16 protein-coding genes are annotated in these 22,546 nt (G+C 63.1%); 6 read left to right on the top strand and 10 right to left on the bottom strand.

Going from position 1 to position 22,546, the window contains the following annotated elements:
* The first annotated feature begins 7 nt into the window (after positions 1–7).
* Positions 8–1,408: an NAD(P)(+) transhydrogenase (Re/Si-specific) subunit beta gene (locus ASD52_RS34775; protein ID WP_025424860.1), complete on the top strand. Its 1,401-nt coding sequence runs from the start codon at positions 8–10 to the stop codon at positions 1,406–1,408.
* A gap of 153 nt (positions 1,409–1,561) precedes the next feature.
* On the opposite strand, the gene ASD52_RS34770 is transcribed toward ASD52_RS34775, so the two are convergent.
* From ASD52_RS34770 to rpsU, 3 genes are all read right to left on the bottom strand, one after another.
* Complete coding sequence (locus ASD52_RS34770; RefSeq protein WP_025424859.1) at positions 1,562–2,038, bottom strand: DUF992 domain-containing protein; 477 nt, start codon at positions 2,036–2,038, stop codon at positions 1,562–1,564.
* A 258-nt stretch (positions 2,039–2,296) separates the two neighbouring features.
* Positions 2,297–3,181 carry a tetratricopeptide repeat protein gene (locus ASD52_RS34765; RefSeq protein WP_038575705.1) on the bottom strand — a complete coding sequence of 295 codons (885 nt, stop codon included), beginning with the start codon at positions 3,179–3,181 and terminating at the stop codon, positions 2,297–2,299.
* Between the two features lie 263 nt (positions 3,182–3,444).
* Entirely contained in the window at positions 3,445–3,657 is a 213-nt protein-coding gene (gene rpsU / locus ASD52_RS34760; RefSeq protein WP_025424858.1) for a 30S ribosomal protein S21, read from the bottom strand.
* 337 nt (positions 3,658–3,994) lie between these two features.
* Here rpsU and ASD52_RS34755 point away from each other — a divergent pair, with 337 nt between their 5' ends.
* The 5 genes from ASD52_RS34755 (at position 3,995) to ASD52_RS34735 (ending at position 10,472) form a co-directional block, all read left to right on the top strand.
* Positions 3,995–5,248: a sarcosine oxidase subunit beta family protein gene (locus ASD52_RS34755; protein WP_025424857.1), complete on the top strand. Its 1,254-nt coding sequence runs from the start codon at positions 3,995–3,997 to the stop codon at positions 5,246–5,248.
* Positions 5,249–5,265: 17 nt separating this feature from the next.
* The gene (locus tag ASD52_RS34750; protein ID WP_025424856.1) at positions 5,266–5,586 is read left to right on the top strand and encodes a sarcosine oxidase subunit delta; all 321 of its coding nucleotides are present in this window, start codon (positions 5,266–5,268) and stop codon (positions 5,584–5,586) included.
* Positions 5,583–8,576, top strand: a complete 2,994-nt coding sequence (locus tag ASD52_RS34745) for a sarcosine oxidase subunit alpha (RefSeq protein ID WP_025424855.1) — start codon at positions 5,583–5,585, stop codon at positions 8,574–8,576. The genes ASD52_RS34750 and ASD52_RS34745 overlap by 4 nt, the downstream gene beginning before the upstream one ends.
* A complete protein-coding gene (locus ASD52_RS34740) occupies positions 8,569–9,120 on the top strand; it encodes a sarcosine oxidase subunit gamma (RefSeq protein ID WP_025424854.1) in 552 nt (183 codons plus the stop codon). Before ASD52_RS34745 ends, ASD52_RS34740 begins: the two co-directional genes overlap by 8 nt.
* A 200-nt stretch (positions 9,121–9,320) precedes the next feature.
* Positions 9,321–10,472 (top strand): zinc-dependent alcohol dehydrogenase family protein, encoded by a 1,152-nt coding sequence (locus ASD52_RS34735; protein ID WP_051509185.1) that lies wholly within the window; start codon positions 9,321–9,323, stop codon positions 10,470–10,472.
* Positions 10,473–10,518: 46 nt separating this feature from the next.
* Here ASD52_RS34735 and ASD52_RS34730 read toward each other — a convergent pair whose 3' ends face one another.
* The 7 genes from ASD52_RS34730 to ASD52_RS34700 form a co-directional block, all read right to left on the bottom strand.
* Positions 10,519–11,007 (bottom strand): MaoC family dehydratase, encoded by a 489-nt coding sequence (locus tag ASD52_RS34730; RefSeq protein WP_025424852.1) that lies wholly within the window; start codon positions 11,005–11,007, stop codon positions 10,519–10,521.
* 75 nt (positions 11,008–11,082) lie between these two features.
* The gene (gene glgX, locus ASD52_RS34725) at positions 11,083–13,047 is read right to left on the bottom strand and encodes a glycogen debranching protein GlgX (protein WP_025424851.1); all 1,965 of its coding nucleotides are present in this window, start codon (positions 13,045–13,047) and stop codon (positions 11,083–11,085) included.
* A 65-nt stretch (positions 13,048–13,112) separates the two neighbouring features.
* Positions 13,113–14,741 carry an alpha-D-glucose phosphate-specific phosphoglucomutase gene (locus ASD52_RS34720; protein ID WP_025424850.1) on the bottom strand — a complete coding sequence of 543 codons (1,629 nt, stop codon included), beginning with the start codon at positions 14,739–14,741 and terminating at the stop codon, positions 13,113–13,115.
* A gap of 6 nt (positions 14,742–14,747) precedes the next feature.
* A complete protein-coding gene (glgA, locus tag ASD52_RS34715) occupies positions 14,748–16,190 on the bottom strand; it encodes a glycogen synthase GlgA (RefSeq protein ID WP_025424849.1) in 1,443 nt (480 codons plus the stop codon).
* A gap of 11 nt (positions 16,191–16,201) precedes the next feature.
* The gene (glgC, locus tag ASD52_RS34710) at positions 16,202–17,464 is read right to left on the bottom strand and encodes a glucose-1-phosphate adenylyltransferase (RefSeq protein ID WP_025424848.1); all 1,263 of its coding nucleotides are present in this window, start codon (positions 17,462–17,464) and stop codon (positions 16,202–16,204) included.
* Positions 17,465–17,873: 409 nt separating this feature from the next.
* A complete protein-coding gene (glgB, locus tag ASD52_RS34705) occupies positions 17,874–20,084 on the bottom strand; it encodes a 1,4-alpha-glucan branching protein GlgB (protein WP_025424847.1) in 2,211 nt (736 codons plus the stop codon).
* Entirely contained in the window at positions 20,081–22,543 is a 2,463-nt protein-coding gene (locus ASD52_RS34700) for a glycogen/starch/alpha-glucan phosphorylase (protein ID WP_025424846.1), read from the bottom strand. Before ASD52_RS34700 ends, glgB begins: the two co-directional genes overlap by 4 nt.
* Between the last annotated feature and the right edge of the window lie 3 nt (positions 22,544–22,546).

Below are 22,546 nucleotides of genomic sequence, written 5' to 3'. Positions count from 1 at the left end.
CCGGCCGATGAACGCTAACTTCGCAGCCTTCCTCTATCTCGTCTCGGGCGTGCTCTTCATCACGGCGCTCCGCGGCCTGTCGCACCCGGCCACCAGCCGCAAGGGCAACACCTACGGCATGGTCGGCATGGGCATTGCCATCGTCACCACGCTGCTGCTGGCCAAGCCCACCTTCGGCGGCTTCCTCTTGATCGTGCTCGGCCTTGCCATCGGCGGCGGTGCCGGCGCGGTCATCGCCCGCCGCATCGCCATGACGTCGATGCCGCAGCTTGTCGCCGCCTTCCATTCGCTCGTCGGTCTGGCGGCGGTGATGGTCGCGGCCGCGGCGATGTATGCGCCCGAGAGCTTCGGCATCGGCACGCTCGGTGACATCCACGCCCAGGCGCTGGTCGAAATGTCGCTCGGTGTCGCCATCGGCGCGGTCACCTTTACCGGTTCGGTCATCGCCTTCCTCAAGCTCGACGGACGCATGTCCGGCAAGCCGATCCTGTTGACCGGCCGTCACTTCGTCAACGCTGGCCTGGCGATCGCGCTCGTCGTCCTGGTGATCATGCTGGTCTTCACCCAGAGCACGACCGTGTTCTGGCTGATCGTCGCCCTGTCGCTGGCGCTCGGCGTGCTGATCATCATCCCGATCGGCGGCGCCGACATGCCGGTGGTCGTCTCGATGCTCAACTCCTATTCGGGTTGGGCCGCGGCCGGCATCGGCTTCACGCTCGGCAACCTGGCGCTGATCATCACCGGCGCGCTCGTCGGCTCGTCGGGTGCGATCCTGTCCTATATCATGTGCAAGGGCATGAACCGCTCGTTCATCTCGGTCATCCTCGGCGGCTTCGGCGGCGAGGCGGCGGCAGCCGCTGTTGACGATGGCGTCCAGCGCACCGTCAAGCAGGGCGCGGCCGACGACGCGGCATTCCTGATGGCCAATGCCTCCAAGGTGATCATCGTCCCGGGCTACGGCATGGCCGTCGCCCAGGCGCAGCATGCGCTGCGTGAACTCGGTGATCAGCTGAAGGCGGCGGGCGTCGACGTGAAATACGCCATCCATCCGGTTGCCGGCCGCATGCCCGGTCATATGAACGTGCTGCTCGCGGAAGCAAACGTGCCCTATGACGAGGTGTTCGAGCTCGAAGACATCAACTCGGAATTCGCCCAGGCGGATGTCGCCTATGTCATCGGCGCCAACGACGTGACCAACCCGGCAGCCCGCGACGACCCGTCGTCGCCGATCTACGGCATGCCGATCCTCGACGTCGACAAGGCCAAGACCTGCCTGTTCGTCAAGCGCTCGCTCGGCTCCGGTTACGCCGGCATCGACAACACGCTGTTCTACAAGGACGGCACCATGATGCTGCTCGGCGACGCCAAGAAGGTGACGGAAGACATCGTCAAGGCCATGAACCACTGAGGTTCCTTGCCATTCGGGTGAGCGACACAAAGGCGTCTATCCGTTGGGTCAAATGTTGGAAAAGAAAACGCCCGCCACATGGCGGGCGTTTTCGTTTGATGCGTCGAACTGCCGGCGAAGGTCGTCTTGCCGACTTTTCGTCATCTCGCCTTATCAGCTAGCCGGGGCGAGCGTCAGTTCGTCGACGCCGATCGCGATGTTCAGTCCTTCCTGGACCTGCACGTTAACTGGCTGCAGCATGAAGGCCTTGTTGGTACCGCCGCCGATCACCTTGGCGCCGCCGCCAACGGCAAGGCTCGCGTCGGCGCCGATGCCGTAATATTCACCGGCAAGCGCGTATTTGGTGATCGGAGTACCTGTCTTGGCCAGGACATCCCAGACCATCGTGCTCTTGCCGGTCTTGCCGATGTCGATGCCGATCTTGCGAATGGTGCCGGCATAGCTTGCGGCCGGCGCGCCGTTGGCGGGCCTGAAGGTGCACAGCAGGTTCTTTGTCGAGGTCAGAATCTGCCCCGTGCCGCCGTCGGAGCCGCAGACAAGGCGGCCGAGCGCGACATAATTCTGCGCTGCGGACGGGCCGGCGCAAAGGGCTGCCAGGGCCAGTGTCGCGATGAAGGTTTTCTTGATCATTGGCTCAGTCTCCGTTTTTCGTTCCTGGGCAAACGGATGGTGGCCGGGAAGGTTCCGTTCGTCATTGGAGGAGCAAATGGCTAATTCCTTAAATCGACATCGATTTATGGACAAAATTACGCAGCAGGTTCAGGGCGTTACGGCGTCCTTTACGCGTCATGCCGGACGCGCGGCGCAACGACGTGACGAAAAAACGAAAACGGCCGCGAACCGGTCGCGGGCGTTGAAACGGGAGAAGTGCTTTTCTCTCCTAAGAGGCTAAGCGGCTTTCACGCGGGCGAGACCTGCGCGCGCCGGCTCGTATTTCGGGTCGAGCTGCAGTGCGTGCGAGTAGGACTTCGCTGCCTTGGCCTTGTCGCCCTTGCGCTCGTAGACCAGCGCCTGGTTTGCCCAGGATTCGGCAACCTTGCCGTCGAGCGTGATCGCGGTGTTGAAGTCGGAGAAGGCATTGTCGTCATCGCCCTGGGCGACGTAGGAGATGCCGCGGCCGTTATAGGGCTCCGGCGAGCTCGGCGACAGCGAGATCGCCGTCGAGAAGTCTTCGATCGCCTGGCCGTGCTGGTTGCGGGCCTGGTAGATCAGGCCGCGATTGTGGTAGGCGCGCGGGTCGGTGGTGTCGAGCTGGATCGCCTTGTTGAAATCGTTGAAGGCGGAATCGAGCTGGCCGGCCTGGCGATAGAGATTGCCGCGGCCGATATAGGCGACGTCGTAGTTGGGGTTCAGCTGCAGCGCCATGTTGTAGTCGGCAAGTGCGGCCTGGGTGTTGCCCATGTTGCGGTGAACGAGCGCGCGGTTGGCATATGCCTGGTAGAAGCGCGGGTTGAGCTGGATCGCCTGATCGAAATCGGCCAGGGCGCGGCGGTATTCGCCTGCACGGCCATAGGCGGAGCCGCGGACGTTATAGCCCTCGGGGTCGCTCGGGTTGGAGGCGATCACGCTCGACAGCGATGCGATATTTCCCTGGGAGCCCTGTTCGCGCTCGACCTTGGCCATCGATTCCGGCCCTTCGGTCTGGCATGCCGACAGAAGCAGAGCCGATCCGAGGAGGAACAGGGCCGCAAGCTTCGGCTTGCGCTGGTGGCGGCGGCGCGCCTCTTGGGTGGTGAAACCGGCGACGTCCGCAGTCATGGCAGCAAGTGTCAAAGGTCGATCCCTCAATGCGACTAGGTCCGAAAGCCAACGGCTTCCCGTTCAAGGAGGCCGGCGAATTTCGCGGGGCCCCACAGCCGAGGCTACCAGGGCCTGCGGCAAACCGTCCGGCGTCAAGCGCCGCGACCGGCTACCGTTGCCGGCTGCATTGTCACGCTAGCCCGACGACGGAAAAGATGTCCATACCAAAAGAAAGGCGGCGGCGATATTTCGCCCCCGCCACGACTTAGATCGAAAAGTGTCGAAAAATCGACAAATTAACGGGCCACGAGGCCTTCGCGCTGTGCACGCTTGCGCGCCAGCTTGCGAACGCGGCGAACGGCTTCAGCCTTTTCGCGGGCGCGCTTCTGGGACGGCTTTTCGTAGAAATCACGCATCTTCATTTCGCGGAAAATGCCTTCGCGCTGCATCTTCTTCTTGAGAGCGCGGAGCGCCTGGTCAACATTGTTATCGCGGACAAGTACCTGCACGTGAAATCCCGTTCCTTTGGTTGTTTCGAGTTGTTGCCTCACGTCAGGTGTCGGAGGCAAAAAAAGCTACGTTCGCTGAGCCGAAAGCTCGACGATTGAAGGTGCGGATACCAGATCGTCAGCGGAAAGTCCAGCGAGGACATGAGGCTGTGCTGAAAAATCCGCAATGACGCCACGCTATGTGTATCATCGCGCCGCAGATGGTGTGATGCAGCGATGTCGCAACTCCGCGCAAGTCCGCCCGTTTGCGTCGCAAAAGAAACGTTGCGCAGGCGTCGGATTTGCGATTTCTAACGCCAACGAGAATGATCACCGGGGTTCATGGAGTAACAGGCGGATGCGCAAATATTCAGTTTTTGCCGTGGCGCGCGAGGCTTTGCGCGGCCACAAGGGATGGGGTCCGCAATGGGCCTCGCCCGAGCCCCGCAAGGACTATGATGTGATCATCATTGGCGGTGGTGGCCATGGGCTGGGCGCTGCCTACTATCTTGCCAAGGAGCATGGCATCACCAATGTCGCGGTGCTCGAAAAGGGTTGGATCGGCGGCGGCAACACCGGCCGCAACACGACGATCATCCGGTCCAACTATCTCTATGAAGAGAGCATGGACATCTACGAGCATTCGCTGAAACTCTGGGAAAACCTGTCGCAGGACCTCAACTACAACGTCATGTATTCGCCGCGCGGCGTCATGATGCTCTCGCACAACATCCACGACCAGCAGTCGTTCAAGCGCCATATCAACGCCAACCGCCTCTATGGCATCGACAATGAGTGGCTGACGCCGGAACAGGCCAAGGCCTACTGCCCGCCGCTCGATATCGCCAAGAACGCCCGCTACCCGATCAACGGCGCAGCGCTGCAGCGTCGCGGCGGTACGGCTCGGCATGACGCGGTTGCCTGGGGCTATGCCCGCGGCGCGTCCGACCGTGGCGTGCACATCATCCAGAATTGCGAAGTGACCGGCATCCGCCGTGACGAGAACGGCCGGGTGACCGGCGTCGACACCAGTCGCGGTTTCATCGGCGCCAAGAAGATCGGCGTTTCTGCCGCCGGCCACTCGTCGGTGCTGATGGAAATGGCCGACGTGCGCGTGCCGCTGCAGAGCCAGCCGCTGCAGGCGCTGGTCTCCGAGCCGCTGAAGCCGATGTTCCCCTGCGTCGTCATGTCGAACTCGGTGCATGCCTATATCTCGCAGTCCGACAAGGGCGAGCTCGTCATCGGCGCCGGCACCGACCAGTACAATTCCTACTCCCAGACGGGCGGCCTGCAGATCATCACCCATACGCTGGATGCGATCTGTGAACTCTTCCCGATGTTCCGCCGCGTCAAGATGATGCGGCAGTGGGGCGGCATCGTCGACGTGACACAGGACCGTTCGCCGATCCAGGGTGTCACCCCGGTTCCGGGCCTGTTCCTCAATGCCGGCTGGGGTACGGGTGGCTTCAAGGCGACGCCGGGTTCGGCCAACCTCTTTGCGCACCTCATTGCGAGGGGCGAGCCGCATCGGCTGGCTGCCGGGCTGACGCTCGACCGTTTCCGCACCGGCCGACTGATCGACGAGGCGGCAGCTGCCGCCGTTGCGCACTGATTGCCAAGGATTTCGAGATGCTTTTGATCTATTGCCCCTATTGCGAAGAAGAGCGCTCCGAGCTCGAATTCCGCAATGCCGGTGACGCCCACATCGTCCGCCCTGCCAACATTGCCGAGATCAGCGACGAGGAGTTCGAGGAATTCTTCTTCCTCCGGCAGAACCCCAAGGGCCTGATCTTCGAACGCTGGCGCCATATCCACGGCTGCGGCCGCTTCTTCAATGCCGCGCGCGATACGGTCAGCGACCGGTTCTACACCACCTACAAGGCGGGCGAACCAAAGCCCGATGTTGCCGCCATTCTGAACAGCGAGCAGGACAAGGGAGCGGCACGATGAGCGGCACCAACCGTATTGCAGGTGCCGGCCGTCTGACGCCGGCGCGTACCGCCCGCTTCACCTTCGACGGACGCACGCTGACGGCGCTCGAAGGCGATACCGTCGCCTCGGCATTGCTTGCCAACGGCATCCATCTCGTCGGCCGCTCGTTCAAGTATCACCGTCCGCGCGGCATTCTTTCCGCCGGAGCCGAGGAGCCGAACGCGCTGCTCGATATTTCGCGCGATGCGGCCCGCCGCCAGCCGAACGTGCGCGCGACGGTGCAGGAAGTCTTCGATGGCATGAAGGTGGAATCGCAGAACCGCTGGCCGTCGCTCGCCTTCGACGTCGGCGGGTTCAACGACCTGCTGTCGCCGTTCTTTGCCGCCGGCTTCTACTATAAGACCTTCATGTGGCCGAAGGCTGCCTGGCACGCGATCTACGAACCCTTCATCCGCCGTGCGGCCGGTCTCGGCGTCGCGCCGACGGAAGCCGACCCGGACCATTATGCCAGTCGCTATGCCCATTGCGACGTGCTGGTGATCGGCGCCGGTGCTGCCGGCCTCTCCGCAGCGCTTGCAGCAGCCAAGGCCGGTGCCAAGGTGATCGTCTGCGACGAGCAGCCGGAAGTCGGTGGCGCGCTGCGCTATGAAGGCGGCACGACGATCGACGGCAAGGACGGCTGGGACTGGGCGCAGGCGACAGCCAGGGCGCTTGCCGCGATGGACAACGTCACGGTGCTCACGCGCACCACCGGCTTTGGCTACTACAACCACAATTTCGTCGGCCTCGTCGAAAGGGTGACGGACCATCTGTCCGTGCTCGACAAGGCATTGCCGCGCGAGCGCCTCTGGCAGGTGCGGGCGAAGAAGGTGATCCTCGCCAACGGCTCGATCGAACGCCACATGGTGTTTGCCAACAACGACCGCCCGGGCATCATGCTCGCTTCGGCCGGACGTACCTATCTCAACCATTACGGCGTTGCCGTCGGCTCCAAGGTCGGCGTCTACACCGCGCATGATTCCGCCTATGAGGCGGCCTTCGATCTCAAGCGCGCCGGCGTTGCCGTTCCTGCCATCGTCGACTGCCGCGACAATCCCGGCGAAGCGGTGCTTGCGGAAGCCCGTCGCCTCGGTATCGAGGTGCTGACCGGCCACTTCGTCGTCAATGCCGGCGGCAAGCTGCGCGTCTCCTCGATCAGCGTTGCCCGCAATGGCGGCGGGTCGGCGCGCAAGATCGCGGTCGATGCGCTGCTGGTTTCATCCGGCTGGACGCCGTCGGTGCACCTGTTCTCGCAGTCACGCGGCAAGGTGAAGTTCGATGCGGCAACGCAGCGCTTCCTGCCGGGCACCTATCTGCAGGATTGCCTGTCGATCGGCGCCTGCAACGGCACCGACGACCTGCAGGCAACGATCGACGAGGCGTTGGCAGCCGGCGAACTGACCGCACGCGCGGCAGGCGCCGAAGGTGGCGCCCAGGTGACGCTCCACGGCGACAATGCCTTCAGCTGGACCGGCGGCATGATCGGCGCTGCCGAAGGGGCCGGACCCGACACCACCGTCAAGGCCTTCATCGACTTCCAGCATGATGTCTGCGCCAAGGATATCCGGCTTGCGGTGCGCGAAGGCATGCATTCGATCGAGCATATCAAGCGCTTCACCACCAACGGCATGGCGTCAGACCAGGGCAAGCTGTCCAACATGCATGGCCTTGCCATTGCCGCCGAAGCGCTTGGCAAGGACATTCCGCAGGTGGGTCTGACGACCTTCCGCCAGCCCTACACGCCGGTAACCTTCGGCACGATCGTCAACCATTCGCGTGGAAGCCTGTTCGATCCTGCCCGCAAGACGCCTGTTCATGCCTGGGAAGAGGCGCATGGCGCCGAGTTCGAGGATGTCGGCAACTGGAAACGTGCCTGGTTCTACCCGAAGGCGGGCGAGAGCATGCATGAGGCGGTCGCGCGCGAATGCAAGACAGTACGCGAGGTCGCCGGCCTGTTCGACGCCTCGACGCTCGGCAAGATCGAGGTGGTCGGCCCGGATGCGGCCCAGTTCCTCAACCTGATGTACACCAACGCCTGGGACACGCTGAAGCCCGGCCGCTGCCGCTACGGCATCATGCTGCGCGACGACGGCTTCGTTTATGACGACGGCGTGGTCGGCAGGCTTGCCGAGGACCGCTTCCACGTGACGACCACCACCGGCGGTGCGCCGCGGGTGATGCACCATATGGAAGACTACCTGCAGACGGAGTTCCCGCACTTGAAGGTCTGGCTGACGTCGACGACGGAACAATGGGCCGTTATCGCCGTGCAGGGTCCGAAGGCGCGCGAGATCATCGCTCCGCTCGTCGAAGGCATCGATCTTTCCAACGAGGCTTTCCCGCATATGAGCGTGACCGAGGGCAAGATCTGCGGCGTGCCGACCCGGCTGTTCCGCATGTCGTTTACCGGCGAGCTCGGCTTCGAAGTCAACGTGCCGGCCGATTATGGCCAGGCGGTCTGGGAAGCGATCTGGGAGCGGGCCGAACCCATGGGCGCCTGCGCCTACGGCACCGAGACCATGCACGTGCTGCGCGCCGAGAAAGGCTACATCATCGTCGGCCAGGATACCGACGGGACGCTGACGCCCGACGATGCTGCCCTGTCCTGGGCAGTCTCGAAGAAGAAGGCCGATTTTGTCGGCATCCGCGGTCTCAAGCGCCCTGACCTCGTCAAGGATGGTCGTAAGCAGCTGGTCGGGCTCCTGACCAAGGATCCGAAGGTGGTGCTGGAGGAGGGCGCACAGATCGTCGCCGATCCGAACCAGCCGAAGCCGATGACGATGCTTGGCCATGTGACGTCGTCCTACTGGTCGGAAAATTGCGGCCGTTCGATCGCGCTCGCCGTCGTTGCTGGTGGCCGCGCACGCCTCGGTCAGACGCTGTACGTGCCGATGGCCGACAGGACGATCGCCGTCGAGGTGAGCGACATGGTGTTCTTTGACAAGGAAGGGGGTCGCCTCCATGGCTGATCTGGCAACTGCAACCCGCAAGGCTGCTCTTACTGCCCGCGGCGGTTTCGCCGAGGTGGTCCTGACGCCGGCACCCGCCGCTTCGCGCCTGTCGCTGCGCGCCGGTGCCGATGCGCTCTCCGGTCTTTCGGCGGCACTCGGCGTGACCTTGCCGGCACGGCCGAAGACCTCGGCTTTGAGCGGCAAACGCCATGCGCTCTGGCTCGGGCCGGACGAGTGGCTGGTGATCGACGAGAGCGAAGGTGACCTGATGGCCGCGGCCGCATCGAGCGGCACGCTGCACTCGGCGGTCGATGTCTCCCATCGCAACGTCGCCGTCATCGTCAGCGGTCCGGGCGCCGAAGTCGCGATCAACAGCGGCTGCCCGCAGGACCTGTCGCTGCCGATCTTCCCGGTAGGCGCCTGCTCGCGCACCATCCTCGGAAAGGTCGAGATCGTATTGCTGCGCCTCGCCGAGGACACGTTCCGCGTCGAATGCTGGCGGTCGTTTTCCCCCTATGTCTTCGGCATGCTGTCCGAAGGAGCGGCGGACGCTGGCCACTAAAGCTTTTCCAGGAAAACTGCGAAGCGCTCTTTCGTCAGGAAATGCGTACAACAAAGAAATATAGCGTTTTCAGGCGTTAAGCTGGAAACGCTCTCGGGCCGGCAAATTGCTGCGCGATCTTCGGGATGCGCAACGCCCTGTGGCCGGGTCCGCAATCCGACCTTGCCGCCGGCCTTCTCCGGCGGCTAAGCTGCCCCCGTTTGCAAGCGGGAGGACATCTTGAAGACACGGGCAGCAGGGCAGCAGTGCTCAGGCACGCACCGGTCGAGCGGCCCTATGCCAGGTCGCGACCGCTCTCGATCGAGACCGTCGACCTCGACACACCGGGACCCGACGAACTGCTGGTTCGCATCGGCGCTGCCGGTCTCTGCCACTCCGATCTTTCGGTGATCAACGGCGACAGGCCACGGCCCGTGCCGATGGCGCTCGGGCATGAGGCGGCAGGCACGGTGGAGGCCGTCGGCAGCGCAGTGCGCGATCTCAAGCCCGGCGATCGGGTGGTGATGAGCTTCATGCCGAGCTGCGGCGACTGCCAGCCTTGTGCGGAAGGGCGTCCGGCGCTCTGCATTCCAGGTGCCGAGGCGAATGGCAGGGGAACGCTGCTTTCCGGCGAGCGCCGGATTCGTTGCGACGCTGTTCCAGTCCATCATCACCTCGGCGTTTCCGGCTTTGCCGACTATGCGGTCGTCTCGCGCCATTCGGCAGTGAAGATCGAGGCGGACCTGCCGCTGGTCGAGGCGGCACTCTTCGGCTGCGCGGTGCTGACCGGCGTCGGTGCGATCGTCAATACCTGCCGCGTCCAGGCGGGCCAGTCGGCCGCCGTCGTCGGTCTCGGTGGCGTCGGGCTTGCCGCGGTGCTCGGAGCGGTCGCGTCGGGCGCGGAGCGGGTCGTCGCGATCGATCTCTCAAAGGACAAGCTGGCGCTGGCACGCTCGCTTGGCGCGACCGACACTTTTGTCGCCACCGATCCGGATGTGGGGGATGCGATCCGCGAGGCGACGTCAGGCGGTGTCGATCATGCGCTGGAGGCGGCCGGTTCGGTCAAGGCGTTCGAGCTTGCCTATCGCATCACCCGCCGCGGCGGAGCGACCGCGTCGGCCGGCCTTGCCCATCCCTCAAGCCAGATTGCCATCCCAGCCGTCAGCCTGGTCGCCGAAGAACGCACGCTTCGCGGCAGCTACATGGGAAGCTGCGTGCCGAGCCGCGATATTCCGCGCTTCATCGGGCTTTATCGGCGTGGCAAGCTGCCGGTCGACAGGCTGCTATCGAGCACCGGTCCGCTCGAGGAGATCAACGAGGCCTTCGACCTGCTCGACCAGGGCAAGGTCATCCGGCACGTGATTGCGTTTTGATCAGAGCCGCGCCGTAGAGGGTGAGCTTGGGCTGCCATCGCAGGATTTAGGCATCGGCAGGGCGGTCCTTCGGATCGAACTGGATGATCGTCTGCCAGGTGGCCGTCAGTGCCGGTTTGCGTTCACCCTCGATTTCGACCGTGACCTCATAGGTGATCATCAACATGCTGCTGCCACGGAAGCGCGCGTCTGCGATGGTGAAGTGCCCGCGCACGCGGGTGCCGCTCTTCACCGGTGCGATGAAGCGCACCTTCTCGAAGCCGTAGTTGATGCCCATCGTCTGTTCGCGGATTTTGGGCAGGCAGCTGTAATTCATCGCCGACAACAGCGACAGCGACAGGAAGCCGTGGGCGATCGTGCCGCCGAACGGCGTCTCGGCGGCGGCGCGCACCGGGTCGACATGGATATACTGATAATCGCCGGTTGCCTCGGCGAACTTGTCGATCGTGTCCTGCGTGACCGTGATCCAGTCGGAGACGCCGATCTCGGTGCCGACCAGCGGTCTGATTTCGGAAAGTGAAATATCCTTCAGCATATGGCTGTCCTGAAAGTGGCCCCCCAACGAATCTATAGGACGGTCGGGTGAGTTCTAGCAAGTGGTGGGAATAGTTCAGAAATTTTCGACGAAGAAGGAAACGGAGCGAGGAGGGACAAAGGTGGGTGGGAGTTCTGCAGAAAGCGCATCTTGCCACTGGCCGTCGAGGCTTTCGGGCAGATGGATCGGGTGCGGCGCGTGGCTGCGATTGACGACGACGGCAAGCCGCGTCGATCGCGTCTTCTTGCCGTCGCGTGTGGCAAGCACCATCGTCAGGTTGTCCGTTGCCGGGTGCTCCCAATCGGTCACCGCCATCGGGCGACCATCGAGGCGCAGCCATTCGACATCGTCCTTGCCGGTAAAGAATGTCGTCTCGCCGAACACACCGAAGCGCTTCCTCAGCGACGAAAGCGCTGCCGTATGGGCGACCAGCGTCTCATCCATCGCGCTCCAGTCGATCCAGGTGATGGCGTTGTCCTGGCAATAGGCATTGTTGTTGCCACGTTGGCTGCGTCCGCCTTCGTCGCCGGCGGTCAGCATGATCGTGCCGCGGGACGCAAACAGGGTGCCGAGAAGCGCCGCCACGTCATGCCGGCGCGCAACCGTGATCTCGGGGTCGGTTGTCGCGCCCTCGGCGCCGTTGTTCCAGGAATGGTTCTCGTTGTGGCCGTCACGGTTCTCTTCGCCGTTGGCCTCGTTATGCTTGCCGGCATAGGCAACGATGTCGGCAAGCGCAAAACCGTCATGGGCGGCGATGAAGTTGACCGTTCGGGTGCCGGTGTCGCCCCAGCGGGAAAACGTATCCGAAGAGCCCGCAAGCGCTGTCGCAAGCGCACCGATCACGTGCCGGTCGCCGCGCCAGTAGAGCCTGACGTCGTCGCGCGCCCGGTCGTTCCATTCCAGAAACGGAGCGGGAAAATTGCCGAGCTGGTAACCGCCGGGGCCGACATCCCAGGGCTCGGCGATCAGCACGCGGTCGGCAAGCACCGGATCGGCTTGGATTGCCTCAAACAGGGGAGCGTTCCGATGGAAACCGGTCATGTCGCGGCCGAGGACAGAGGCGAGATCGAAACGGAAGCCATCGACGCCGGCGGCCAGCACGAAGTGGCGCAGGCTGTCGAGGATCAGCGCCTGGACGACAGGGTGGTCGCAGGCGATCGTGTTGCCGCAGCCGGTGTCGTTGATGAGATCGCCCGGCCTGTCGGTGACGTGGCGATAATAGGCGAGGTTGTCGAGCCCTCGCATCGACAGCGTCGTGCCGAGCCGATCGCTTTCCCCGGAATGGTTGAAGACCAGATCGAGGATGACGCCGATGCCGGCCTTGCGCAGTGCCTCGACAGTCTGGCGAAGTTCCTTCAACCCGCCCGGCACCAGCCGTGGATCGAGCGCCATCGGCGCGATCGGATTGTAGCCCCAGCCATTGCTGAGCCCCAGTAGCGGCAGGTGACGTTCGTCGATCCAGGCGACGATCGGCATCAGTTCGACGGCGGAAACGCCGAGCCGCTTCAAATGGTCGATGATGACGGGCTCGGCGAGCGCTGCGACAGTGCCGCGTTTCGCCTCGGGAATGCCTTGATGCAGCGCTGTGAAGGGTTTGACGGCGATCTCGTAGATCAACCCGCCCGCCCTGAAGATCGGCGGCTTCGGCTTGGCTGTCTTGACGTCCCTGACGATTGCCTTAGGCACCAGATCGGCGGTGTCCTCGCCGAAGATGGTGAGCCTCGGATCGTGCCGGAAAGGCCGGTCGAGTTCGATGGCGTAGGGGTCGACGAGCAGCTTCGCTGGATCGAACCAGAGGCCGTGGTCGGGCGAATAGACCCCATCAGCGCGAAAACCGTAGCGGGTTCCCTTCGGCGCATCGGCAACCATCAGGCTATGCACATCGCCGTCGCGCAACATCGGCAGCTGACGCAATGCCTTGGCGCCCGCCTTGTCGAACAGGCAGAGGTCGATGCACGCAGCATTGCGCGACCAGACGGCAAACCGTGTACCGTCAGGGGTAAGCGTGGCGCCGAGGGGTAACAATGCATCGGTCGGCATTAATCAGTCACCCCTCGGGTTTTCTTGCTATATCAGTCTCTTGCGCGCCCCTGATGGGCGCTCCGTCAGGTGATCACGCTCGGCTCGGTGCGGCCGGTGCGGGTCTTGATGCCGGCGATCTCATCGGCAACGAGGATCAGGTCGGCGAGCGCCTCCTGGGTGTCGATATCATGGCGGGCCGGATTCGGCTCGAAACGCTCGATGTAGACACGCAGCGTTGCGCCTGATGTGCCGGTGCCCGACAGGCGGAAGACGACGCGCGATCCGCCCTCGAACAGGATGCGGATACCCTGGTTCTTGCTGACGGAATGGTCGACCGGATCGTGATAGGAAAAGTCGTCTGATGTCGCGACCTTGAGCGCGCCGAAGGATTTCCCGGGCAGGGTCGCGAGCTGGTCGCGGAGCGCTGCCACTAGGCCGTTGGCGGCATCGCTGTCCACTTCTTCGTAGTCGTGGCGCGAGTAGTAGTTGCGGCCGTAGGTCGCCCAGTGCTTGCGGGCGATGTCGAGCGCGCTTTCCTTGCGCACGGCAAGGATGTTGAGCCACAGGAGGACCGCCCAGAGGCCGTCTTTTTCGCGGACGTGGTTGGAGCCGGTGCCGGCACTTTCCTCGCCGCAGATCGTTGCCATGCCTTCATCGAGAAGGTTGCCGAAGAACTTCCAGCCGGTCGGCGTTTCGTAGAGGCCGATGCCGAGTTTTTCGGCGACACGGTCGGCGGCGCCGCTTGTCGGCATCGAACGGGCGATACCGGCAAGTCCCTTGGCATAGCCCGGCGCCAGATGGGCGTTGGCGGCCAGCATCGCCAGACTGTCGGACGGGGTGATGAAGATGCCGCGGCCGATGACGAGGTTGCGGTCGCCGTCGCCGTCGGAGGCTGCGCCGAAATCGGGGGCGTTGGGCGCCATCATTGTCTCGTAGAGCGCGCGGGCGTGTACGAGGTTCGGGTCCGGGTGATGGCCGCCGAAGTCCGGCAGCGGAATGAAGTTCATGACCGAGCCCTTCGGCGCGCCCAGACGCTTCTCGATGATCTCCTTGGCGTAAGGCCCGGTGACCGCGCTCATTGCATCGAAGACGACGCGGAAGCCGCCCGAGATCAGCTTGCGGATAGCGCCGAAGTCGAACAGGCTTTCCATCAGCGCGGCGTAGTCGGCCACCGGGTCGATGACGGTCACAGTCATGCCGTCGATCTCCTGCGAGCTCTCGGCATCGAGGTTGACGTCGGCGACATCCGAGATCTTGTAGGTGTCGATCACCTGGCTGCAGGCATAGATCGCGTCGGTGACCTTCTCCGGTGCCGGACCGCCATTGCCGATATTGTACTTGATGCCGAAGTCTTCGGTCGGGCCGCCGGGGTTGTGGCTGGCGGAGAGCACGATGCCGCCGAAGGCTTCGTATTTGCGGATGACGTTGGAGGCGGCCGGCGTCGACAGAATGCCGCCGCGGCCGACGAGTACGCGGCCGAAGCCGTTGGCGGCCGCCATCTTGATGGCGATCTGAATGACTTCGCGGTTGTAGAAGCGGCCGTCGCCGCCGATCACCAGGGTCTGACCGGCAAAGCCTTCGAGCGCGTCGAAGATCGACTGGATGAAGTTCTCGGCATAGTTCTTCTGCTGGAACACCGGAACCTTCTTGCGCAGGCCCGACGTGCCGGGTTTCTGATCGCCATAGGGTGTGGTGGTGACTGTTCTTATCATTCTGACTTAGCCTTTCCCGAGAAGACCGGAATATAGTGAGACGTAACGCTCGGCACTTCTGGCCCAGGAAACGTCCGATTTCATGCCCTGGGTCTGCAGACGCGCCCAGACTTTCGGTTCGTTGTATGCACGGAAGACGCGCCGGATCGCAAGACGCAACCCGTCGGCGGTGACCGGCGTGAACTGGAATCCGGTCGCCACCTTGGCTGACAACCCGGCTTCGTTCGCGTCGATGATGGTGTCGGCGAGGCCGCCGGTACGGGCAACCACCGGCACGCAACCGTAGCGCAGGCCGTAGAGTTGGGTCAGCCCGCAGGGCTCGAAGCGCGACGGAATGAGGATTGCGTCGGATCCCGCCTGCATCAGGTGCGACAGCGGTTCGTTATAGCCGGTAACCATGCCGACATGGCCGCGATGGCGCGAGGCGGCGGCGAGAAGCGCGCCTTCGAGCGCCGTGTCACCGGAGCCGAGAACGATGAGCTTGCCGCCCATCGCGACGATCTCGTCGGTGACTTCGGCGAGAAGGTCCATACCCTTTTGCCAGGTCAGCCGGCTGATGACGCAGAAGATCGGGCCGTTACCCTGTTCGAGCCCGAAGCGTTCCTCCAGCGCCCGGCGGTTGGCGGCGCGCTGCTTCAATGTCGTCGCGCTGAAATGCTGGGCGATAAAGGGGTCGCTGGCCGGATCCCAGACGTCGGCGTCGATGCCGTTGACGATGCCGGAGAGGTCGGAAACCCTGCTCTTGAGCAGGCCTTCAAAACCCATGCCGAAGTCCGGAGTCAGGATCTCCTGCGCATAGGATGGGCTGACGGTGGTGATCGCATTTGCGGTCTGCAGGCCACCTTTGAGGAAGCCGACATCGCCGTAATATTCGACGAACTGCGTCGAGAAGGCTTCGGGCGGAAGTGCCAACTCGGCGAAGATTTCCGGCCCAAATTGCCCCTGGAAGGCGATGTTGTGGATCGTCAACACTGTCGGCGTCGAGGCGGCGCGGCCAAAGCGCATATAGACCGGCGTCAGTGCCGTCTGCCAGTCGTGCACATGGACGATATCGGGCTTCCAGCCGGACACGACATCGCCGGCGGCGATTTCGGCCGCAGCCAGCGACAGGGCGGCGAAGCGGCGAAAGTTGTCGACATAATCGCGGCCGGTGGCGTCGACATAGGGGCCGCCGTCGCGCTCGTAGAGGGCAGGCAGATCGAGCACCAGCAGGTCGAGGCCGTCAAGATCGGCCGCGAGAACCGAGGCCGGGCTGCCGAACAGATTGGCAAAACTGCCGACCTTCTTTTTCTTCTTCAGTTTCTGCAGCACCGCGGGATAGCCGGGCACCAGGGTGCGGGTGCGGATGCCGTGCGGCGACAGTGCGGCCGGCAGGGCGCCGACGACATCGGCGAGCCCCCCGGTCTTGACCAGCGGATACACTTCGGACGCAACGGAGAGGATGTTCATCAGCGGCGGACCTACATTCCCAGTTTGTCGATCATTGTCTGGGTGATCAGGCAAACGCCGTTTTCCGAACGGCGGAAGCGCTTCGCATCCAGTTCCGGGTCTTCACCGACGACGAGGCCCTCCGGAATGACCACGCGGCTGTCGATCACCACGTTGCTGAGCAGCGCGCGGCGACCGATCTTCACATCGGGCAGTATGACGGCATTTTCCAGTCGCGAATATGAATTTACTCTGACGCCGGTGAAAAGCAGGCTGCGATTGAGGGCAGCGCCCGAGATGATGCAGTCGCCCGACACCAGCGACGAGGTCGCGGAGCCGCGGCGGTTCTCGTCGTCATGCACGAACTTTGCCGGCGGCTTGATCTCGGCGAAGGTCCAGATCGGCCAGGTGCTGTCGTAGATGTCGAGTTCGGGCGTTACATGCGTCAGGTCGATATTGGCCTGCCAATAGGCATCGATCGTGCCGACGTCGCGCCAGTAGGCTTCGCGTTCGAAGTCCGAGCGCACACAGGACTGGTTGAAGCGGTGGGCGACCGCCTTACCGTTGTCGACGATATACGGGATGATGTCCTTGCCGAAGTCGCGGCTCGACTTCGGATCGGCCGCGTCGCGGCGCAACAGATCCATCAGGAACTTGGTGTGGAACACGTAGATGCCCATCGAGGCGAGCGCCATCTCGGGATTGCCGGGAATGCCCGGCGGATCGGCCGGCTTCTCGACAAAGGCGATAATGCGATCCTTGTCGTCGACATGCATCACACCGAAGCCGGTTGCTTCCATGCGCGGCACTTCGAGGCAGCCGATGGTGACGTCGGCGCCGGAATCGACGTGCTGCTGCAGCATCAGTTCGTAGTCCATCTTGTAGATGTGGTCGCCCGCCAGGATGACCATGTATTCGACGCCGTGATCCTCGATGATGTCGATGTTCTGGTAGACCGCGTCGGCGGTGCCTTCGTACCACTGCGTTTCGGAAACGCGCTGGCTTGCCGGCAGGATATCGAAACTTTCGTTTCGCTCGGGGCGGAAGAAGTTCCAGCCGCGCTGCAGGTGGCGGATCAGCGAATGGGCCTTGTACTGCGTGGCGACGCCGATGCGACGGATGCCGGAGTTGAGGGCGTTCGAGAGTGCGAAGTCGATGATGCGGGCCTTGCCGCCGAAATAGACGGCCGGCTTTGCCCGTCGGTCGGTCAATTCCTTCAGGCGGCTGCCGCGGCCGCCAGCGAGAACATAGGCCATGGCATCACGGGCCAAGGGTTGCGTACGCTTTTCCACCATTTGTCCTCCCCAAAATCATTGTTCTTCGGGATCGTCACGGCGACCTTTGGCGACGCCTTGCGGCCCTCGAAATTTCTTCTTGCACTCCCGCCGTCCGGTTCACCCCGTCGGGCTGGAACACTCTGCAGCGCCGCGCGTCTTATTAGACTTAGACGCGCAAAGGTCGCTGTAGCACTTTGAATTGCTGCATGTTTTTATCCTTAAATCGAATAGGATTTAAGGAAACATGCAGCAGCATTTCCGATTTGAACCAAGTCGAAGAAACGCTCTATCCCTTTGTTTTTGCGCATTTCCTGACGGAAAACCGCTTCGCACTGTGCGTTCAGATGAACGCACAAAGGACGCTCTAGCACTTTGATTCTAGAGCATCTTATCCGCTTTCAGTGATTCCACTTGAAAGCGGGATGCTCTAGTCCTGCTCCAGCATCAGCGTTGCCAAAGGCGGCAAGGTGATGGTGGCTGCTATTGCTCCTGTCTGATCCTTTTGTGCCTGAACGGCGCCGCCGTTGCCCTTGCCACTCCCCCCATAGATTTCCGCATCGGTGTTCAATATTTCCTTCCAGCGACCCGCGACCGGAAGCGGGATCGTGTAGTTTTCCCGATAGACGGGCGTGAAATTGGTGATGACGGCGACGAGCTTTTCACCCGGCGCCTTGCGCAGCCACGCAAAGACCGAGTTGTCCCGGTCGTCTGCGAGCAGCCATTCGAATCCGTCGCCTTCGCAGTCGCGCGCATGCAGCGCCGGCTTCGAGCGATAGGTGCCGTTGAGATCGCGCACCAGTCGGCGCATGCCCTCATGCAGGTGATATTCCAGCAGGTTCCAGTCGAGCGCGCGCTCCTCCGACCATTCGCGCCACTGCGCAAACTCCTGCCCCATGAACAGGAGCTTCTTGCCGGGGTAGCCCCACATGAAGCCGTAGTAGGCGCGCAGGTTGGCGAACTTCTGCCAATCGTCGCCGGTCATCTTGGCAATGAGCGAACCTTTGCCGTGCACGACCTCGTCATGGGACAGCGGCAGCACGAAGTTTTCGCTGAAGGCGTAGAGCAGCCCGAACGTCAGGTCGTTGTGGTGGTGGCGACGGTGGATCGGCTCGCGCGACATGTATTGCAGCGTGTCGTGCATGAAGCCCATGTTCCACTTGAAGCCGAAGCCGAGACCGCCGGCATGGACCGGATGGGACACCTTGGGCCAGGACGTCGATTCCTCGGCGATCGTCAGGATGCCTTTGTGGACGCCGTAGATTTCGGTGTTCATCGTCTGAAGGAAGCGGACCGCCTCCAGGTTCTCGTTGCCGCCGTATTCGTTCGGCACCCATTCGCCGTGTTTGCGCGAATAGTCGAGGTAAAGCATCGAGGCGACGGCATCGACGCGCAGCCCGTCGACGTGGAATTTCTCCGCCCAATAGAGCGCGTTGTTGACGAGGAACGACAGCACTTCCTGCCGACCGAAATTGTAGATCGCCGTATTCCAGTCGGGGTGGAAACCCTGGCGCGGATCCTCATGCTCGTAGAGCGCGGTGCCGTCGAACCAGCGCAGCCCGTGCTCGTCGGTCGGGAAATGCGCGGGCACCCAGTCGAGGATGACGCCGAGGCCGACTTTGTGGCAGCCGTTGACGAAACGCGCAAACCCTTCCGGCTCGCCGAAGCGTGCCGTCGGCGCATAGAGGCCTGTCGTCTGGTAGCCCCAGGAGGGATCGTAGGGGAATTCGGAGATCGGCAGGAATTCGATATGGGTGAAACCCATGTCGACGCAGTAGGGGATCAGCCGGTCGGCGAGCTCATCCCAGGACAGCATGTCGCCATTGTCGCGGCGCTGCCACGAGCCGGCGTGGACCTCGTAGATCGAGATCGGCTGGCGGCGGGCGTCAGTCGATGCCCAATGGGCGCGGTGCGCCTCGTCTTCCCACACCTGTGCGATCTCAGGCGTCGTCACCGAGGCGGTGTTGGGCCGAAGCTCCGAACGGCGTGCGAAGGGATCCGCCTTCAGCGGCAGCAGCGTACCTTGGCGGTCAAGGATTTCGTATTTGTAGGCAAGGCCCGCCTCGACACCGGGGATGAAGATTTCCCAGATGCCGGTGTCGGTCCGCAGCCGCATGACATGGCGCCGCCCGTCCCAGCCGTTGAACTGGCCGACCACCGACACGCGCTTGGCGTTCGGGGCCCAGACGGCGAAATGGTAGCCTTGAGCGCCTTCATGGTCGGTCGGATGGGCGCCCATCTTGTCGAACAGCCGGAGATGCGAGCCCTCGCGGATGTAGTAGTCGTCCATCGGTCCGAGTACGGGGCCGAAGCTGTAGGGATCGACGACGATCCACTCGCCGCCATCGTTGCGGGCGCGATAACGCACCGGCTGGATCTTGCGCAGCGAGACCGGTCCCTCGAAGAAGCCGGCGTCGTCGCGCCGCTCGAGGGTTCCGAGTTCCTTGCCCGCCAGCGTTTCCGCAACGACGCTAGCGGCATCCGGGATGAAGCAGCGGGCGACGTAGTTTCTTCCCGCCGGATGCACGCCAAGAACGGCAAAGGGATCGTCGTGCGTGCCCGAAAGAATGGCCGCAATGGCCGGCATTGACAGCAGGGCTGCGGCTGCGGGTTCCGGGTCCTTGCCGGCCGAAGGGGTCATCCGGCTCTCCAAATTTCCCCGGCATATTGCCGGATGGTCCGATCGGACGAGAACCAGCCCATGCGCGCGGTGTTGCGTACGGCCTGCGAATACCACGCCGACGGCGTCGTCCACAGCTGGTCGATTTCACGCTGCGCCCGGGCATAGGCTTCGAAGTCGGCCGCGACCATGAACCAGTCGTGATTGTAGAGGCCATCGACGAGGCTGGTGAAGCGGTTGCGGTCATCGGGCGAAAACACACCCGAAGCGATCGCCTGCAACGCCTGCGACAGCTCGCGCGACCCTTCGATGATGGCGCGCGGATTGTGGCCTTCGGCGCGGGCGTTGGTGACTTCCTCGGCCGTCAGGCCGAAGATCTTGATGTTTTCCTCGCCGACCCAGTCGCGCATTTCGACATTGGCGCCGTCGAGCGTGCCGATCGTCAGCGCACCGTTCAGCGCAAACTTCATGTTGCCGGTGCCGGAGGCCTCCATGCCGGCCGTCGAGATCTGCTCGGACAGGTCGGCTGCGGGGACCATGATCTCGGCCAGCGAGACGTTGTAGTTCGGTACGAAGACGATCTTCAGAAGACCGCGCACCGCCGGGTCGTTGTTGACCACGCGGGCGACGTCGTTGGCCAGTTTGATGATCAGCTTGGCGTTGTGGTAGCTCGGCGCCGCCTTGCCCGCGAACAGCTTGACGCGCGGCACCCAGTCGAGCTCGGGATGCGAGCGGATCTGGTCGTAGAGCGCCACCGCCTCGATGATATTGAGGAGCTGGCGCTTGTACTCATGGATGCGCTTGATCTGGATGTCGAACATCGCCGACGGGTCGAGCCTGAGGCCGAGGCGGCTTTGCACAAGCTGCGCCAGCTTCACCTTGTTGGCGCGCTTGACCGCGGCAAACCGCTCCTGGAAATCCGGTTTGTCGGCGAAGGCATCGAGTGCCTGCAGCGCCTCGGTATTGTCCATGAATTCGTCGCCGATCGCCTCGCGGATCAGGCTGAACAGGCCGGGATTGCACTGCATCAGCCAGCGGCGGGGGGTGATGCCGTTGGTCTTGTTGTTGATGCGATCTGGATAGAGCCTGTGCAGGTCGGCAAAGACCGTTTCCTTCATCAGCTCGGTGTGCAGCGCCGACACGCCGTTGATCGAATGGGAGCCGACAAACGCAAGGTTGCCCATGCGCACCCGGCGGTCGCCGCTTTCGTCGATCAGCGAGATGTTGCGGATTTCCTGGTCGGTGGCGCCCTTCTGCTTGCGCGCCTCGATCAGGATCTTGGCGTTGATCGCATAGACGATCTGCATGTGGCGCGGTAGCAGACGTTCGAAGAGCGGCACGGGCCAGCTTTCGAGCGCTTCGGGCAAAAGCGTGTGGTTAGTGTAGGAAATGGTCCGGCGGGTGATCTCCCAGGCCTGTTCGAAATCTAGGCCGTGCAGATCCGTCAGCAGCCGGATCAGTTCGGCAATCGAGACCGCCGGATGCGTATCGTTGAGCTGGATCGCGACGGCATCGGGCAGCGAGGTGAAGTCGGGATACTGCTGCAGGTGGCGGCGCAGGATGTCCTGCAGAGACGCGGACGAGAAGAAATATTCCTGGCGCAGGCGAAGCTCCTGGCCGGCGGGCGTCGCGTCGGCGGGGTAGAGCACGCGGGTCAGGCTTTCGGCCTTGTTGCTTTCGCGCAGCGCGCCGATGTGGTCGCCGGCATTGAAGGCATCGAGCAGGATCGGGTCGATCGGCTGCGCCGTCCAGAGCCTGAGCGTATTGACGCGCTTGGCGCGCCAGCCGACGGCAGGCGTGTCGAAAGCGGTGGCGATCACACGCTCGGCCGGCTTCCACACGAAGCGCTGGATCTCCTCGTCGACATTGGCGGTTTCGACAACGCCGCCGAAGCCGATCTCATAGGAGCTTTCGCGCCGCTCGAACTCCCAGGGATTGCCATGGGCAAGCCAGGTCTCCGGCAGCTCTACCTGCCAGCCATCGGCCATCTGCTGGCGGAACAGGCCGTGCATGTAGCGGATGCCGTAGCCATAGGCTGGAACGTCCACCGTCGCCATCGATTCCATGAAACAGGCTGCAAGACGGCCGAGACCACCATTGCCGAGTGCTGCGTCGGGCTCGAGCAGGGCGATGACATCGATATCGACACCGAGCGAGGCGAGCGCATCGCGCATCTCCTCCATCAGGCCGATATTGGTCATGGCATCGCGCATCAGGCGGCCGATAAGGAACTCCAGCGACAGATAATAGACGCGCTTGGCACCGGTCGCGTAGGTCTGGCGGGTCGAATCCATCCACTTGTCGGTGATGCGGTCGCGCACCACGAGGATAGCCGCGGTCAGCCAGTCATGCGGCTTGGCGACCTTCGGATCCTTACCGATACGATACTTCAGGCGTTCGAGAATTTCGACGGCAAGCTGATCGGGTTCGGAAGAACGAAGTGCGGGCTGCGGCAGTTCGTTGGCGGAAATCTTATTCATCAT

Origin of the sequence: Ensifer sp. Root142 (assembly GCF_001426785.1) — a bacterium.
In the GTDB taxonomy this organism is placed as follows: Bacteria; Pseudomonadota; Alphaproteobacteria; order Rhizobiales; family Rhizobiaceae; genus Ensifer; species Ensifer canadensis.
Note: the sequence above shows the minus strand (reverse complement) of the source record. Positions and strands in the feature narration are given on the sequence as shown.

Coding starts and splice junctions, on each gene's coding strand:
- ASD52_RS34775 (WP_025424860.1), top strand. CDS start 8: ATGAACGCTAACTTCGCAGCCTTCCTCTATCTCGTCTCGGGCGTGCTC.
- ASD52_RS34770 (WP_025424859.1), bottom strand. CDS start 2,038: ATGATCAAGAAAACCTTCATCGCGACACTGGCCCTGGCAGCCCTTTGC.
- ASD52_RS34755 (WP_025424857.1), top strand. CDS start 3,995: ATGCGCAAATATTCAGTTTTTGCCGTGGCGCGCGAGGCTTTGCGCGGC.
- ASD52_RS34750 (WP_025424856.1), top strand. CDS start 5,266: ATGCTTTTGATCTATTGCCCCTATTGCGAAGAAGAGCGCTCCGAGCTC.
- ASD52_RS34745 (WP_025424855.1), top strand. CDS start 5,583: ATGAGCGGCACCAACCGTATTGCAGGTGCCGGCCGTCTGACGCCGGCG.
- ASD52_RS34740 (WP_025424854.1), top strand. CDS start 8,569: ATGGCTGATCTGGCAACTGCAACCCGCAAGGCTGCTCTTACTGCCCGC.
- ASD52_RS34730 (WP_025424852.1), bottom strand. CDS start 11,007: ATGCTGAAGGATATTTCACTTTCCGAAATCAGACCGCTGGTCGGCACC.
- glgX (WP_025424851.1), bottom strand. CDS start 13,047: ATGCCGACCGATGCATTGTTACCCCTCGGCGCCACGCTTACCCCTGAC.
- ASD52_RS34720 (WP_025424850.1), bottom strand. CDS start 14,741: ATGATAAGAACAGTCACCACCACACCCTATGGCGATCAGAAACCCGGC.
- glgA (WP_025424849.1), bottom strand. CDS start 16,190: ATGAACATCCTCTCCGTTGCGTCCGAAGTGTATCCGCTGGTCAAGACC.
- glgC (WP_025424848.1), bottom strand. CDS start 17,464: ATGGTGGAAAAGCGTACGCAACCCTTGGCCCGTGATGCCATGGCCTAT.
- glgB (WP_025424847.1), bottom strand. CDS start 20,084: ATGACCCCTTCGGCCGGCAAGGACCCGGAACCCGCAGCCGCAGCCCTG.
- ASD52_RS34700 (WP_025424846.1), bottom strand. CDS start 22,543: ATGAATAAGATTTCCGCCAACGAACTGCCGCAGCCCGCACTTCGTTCT.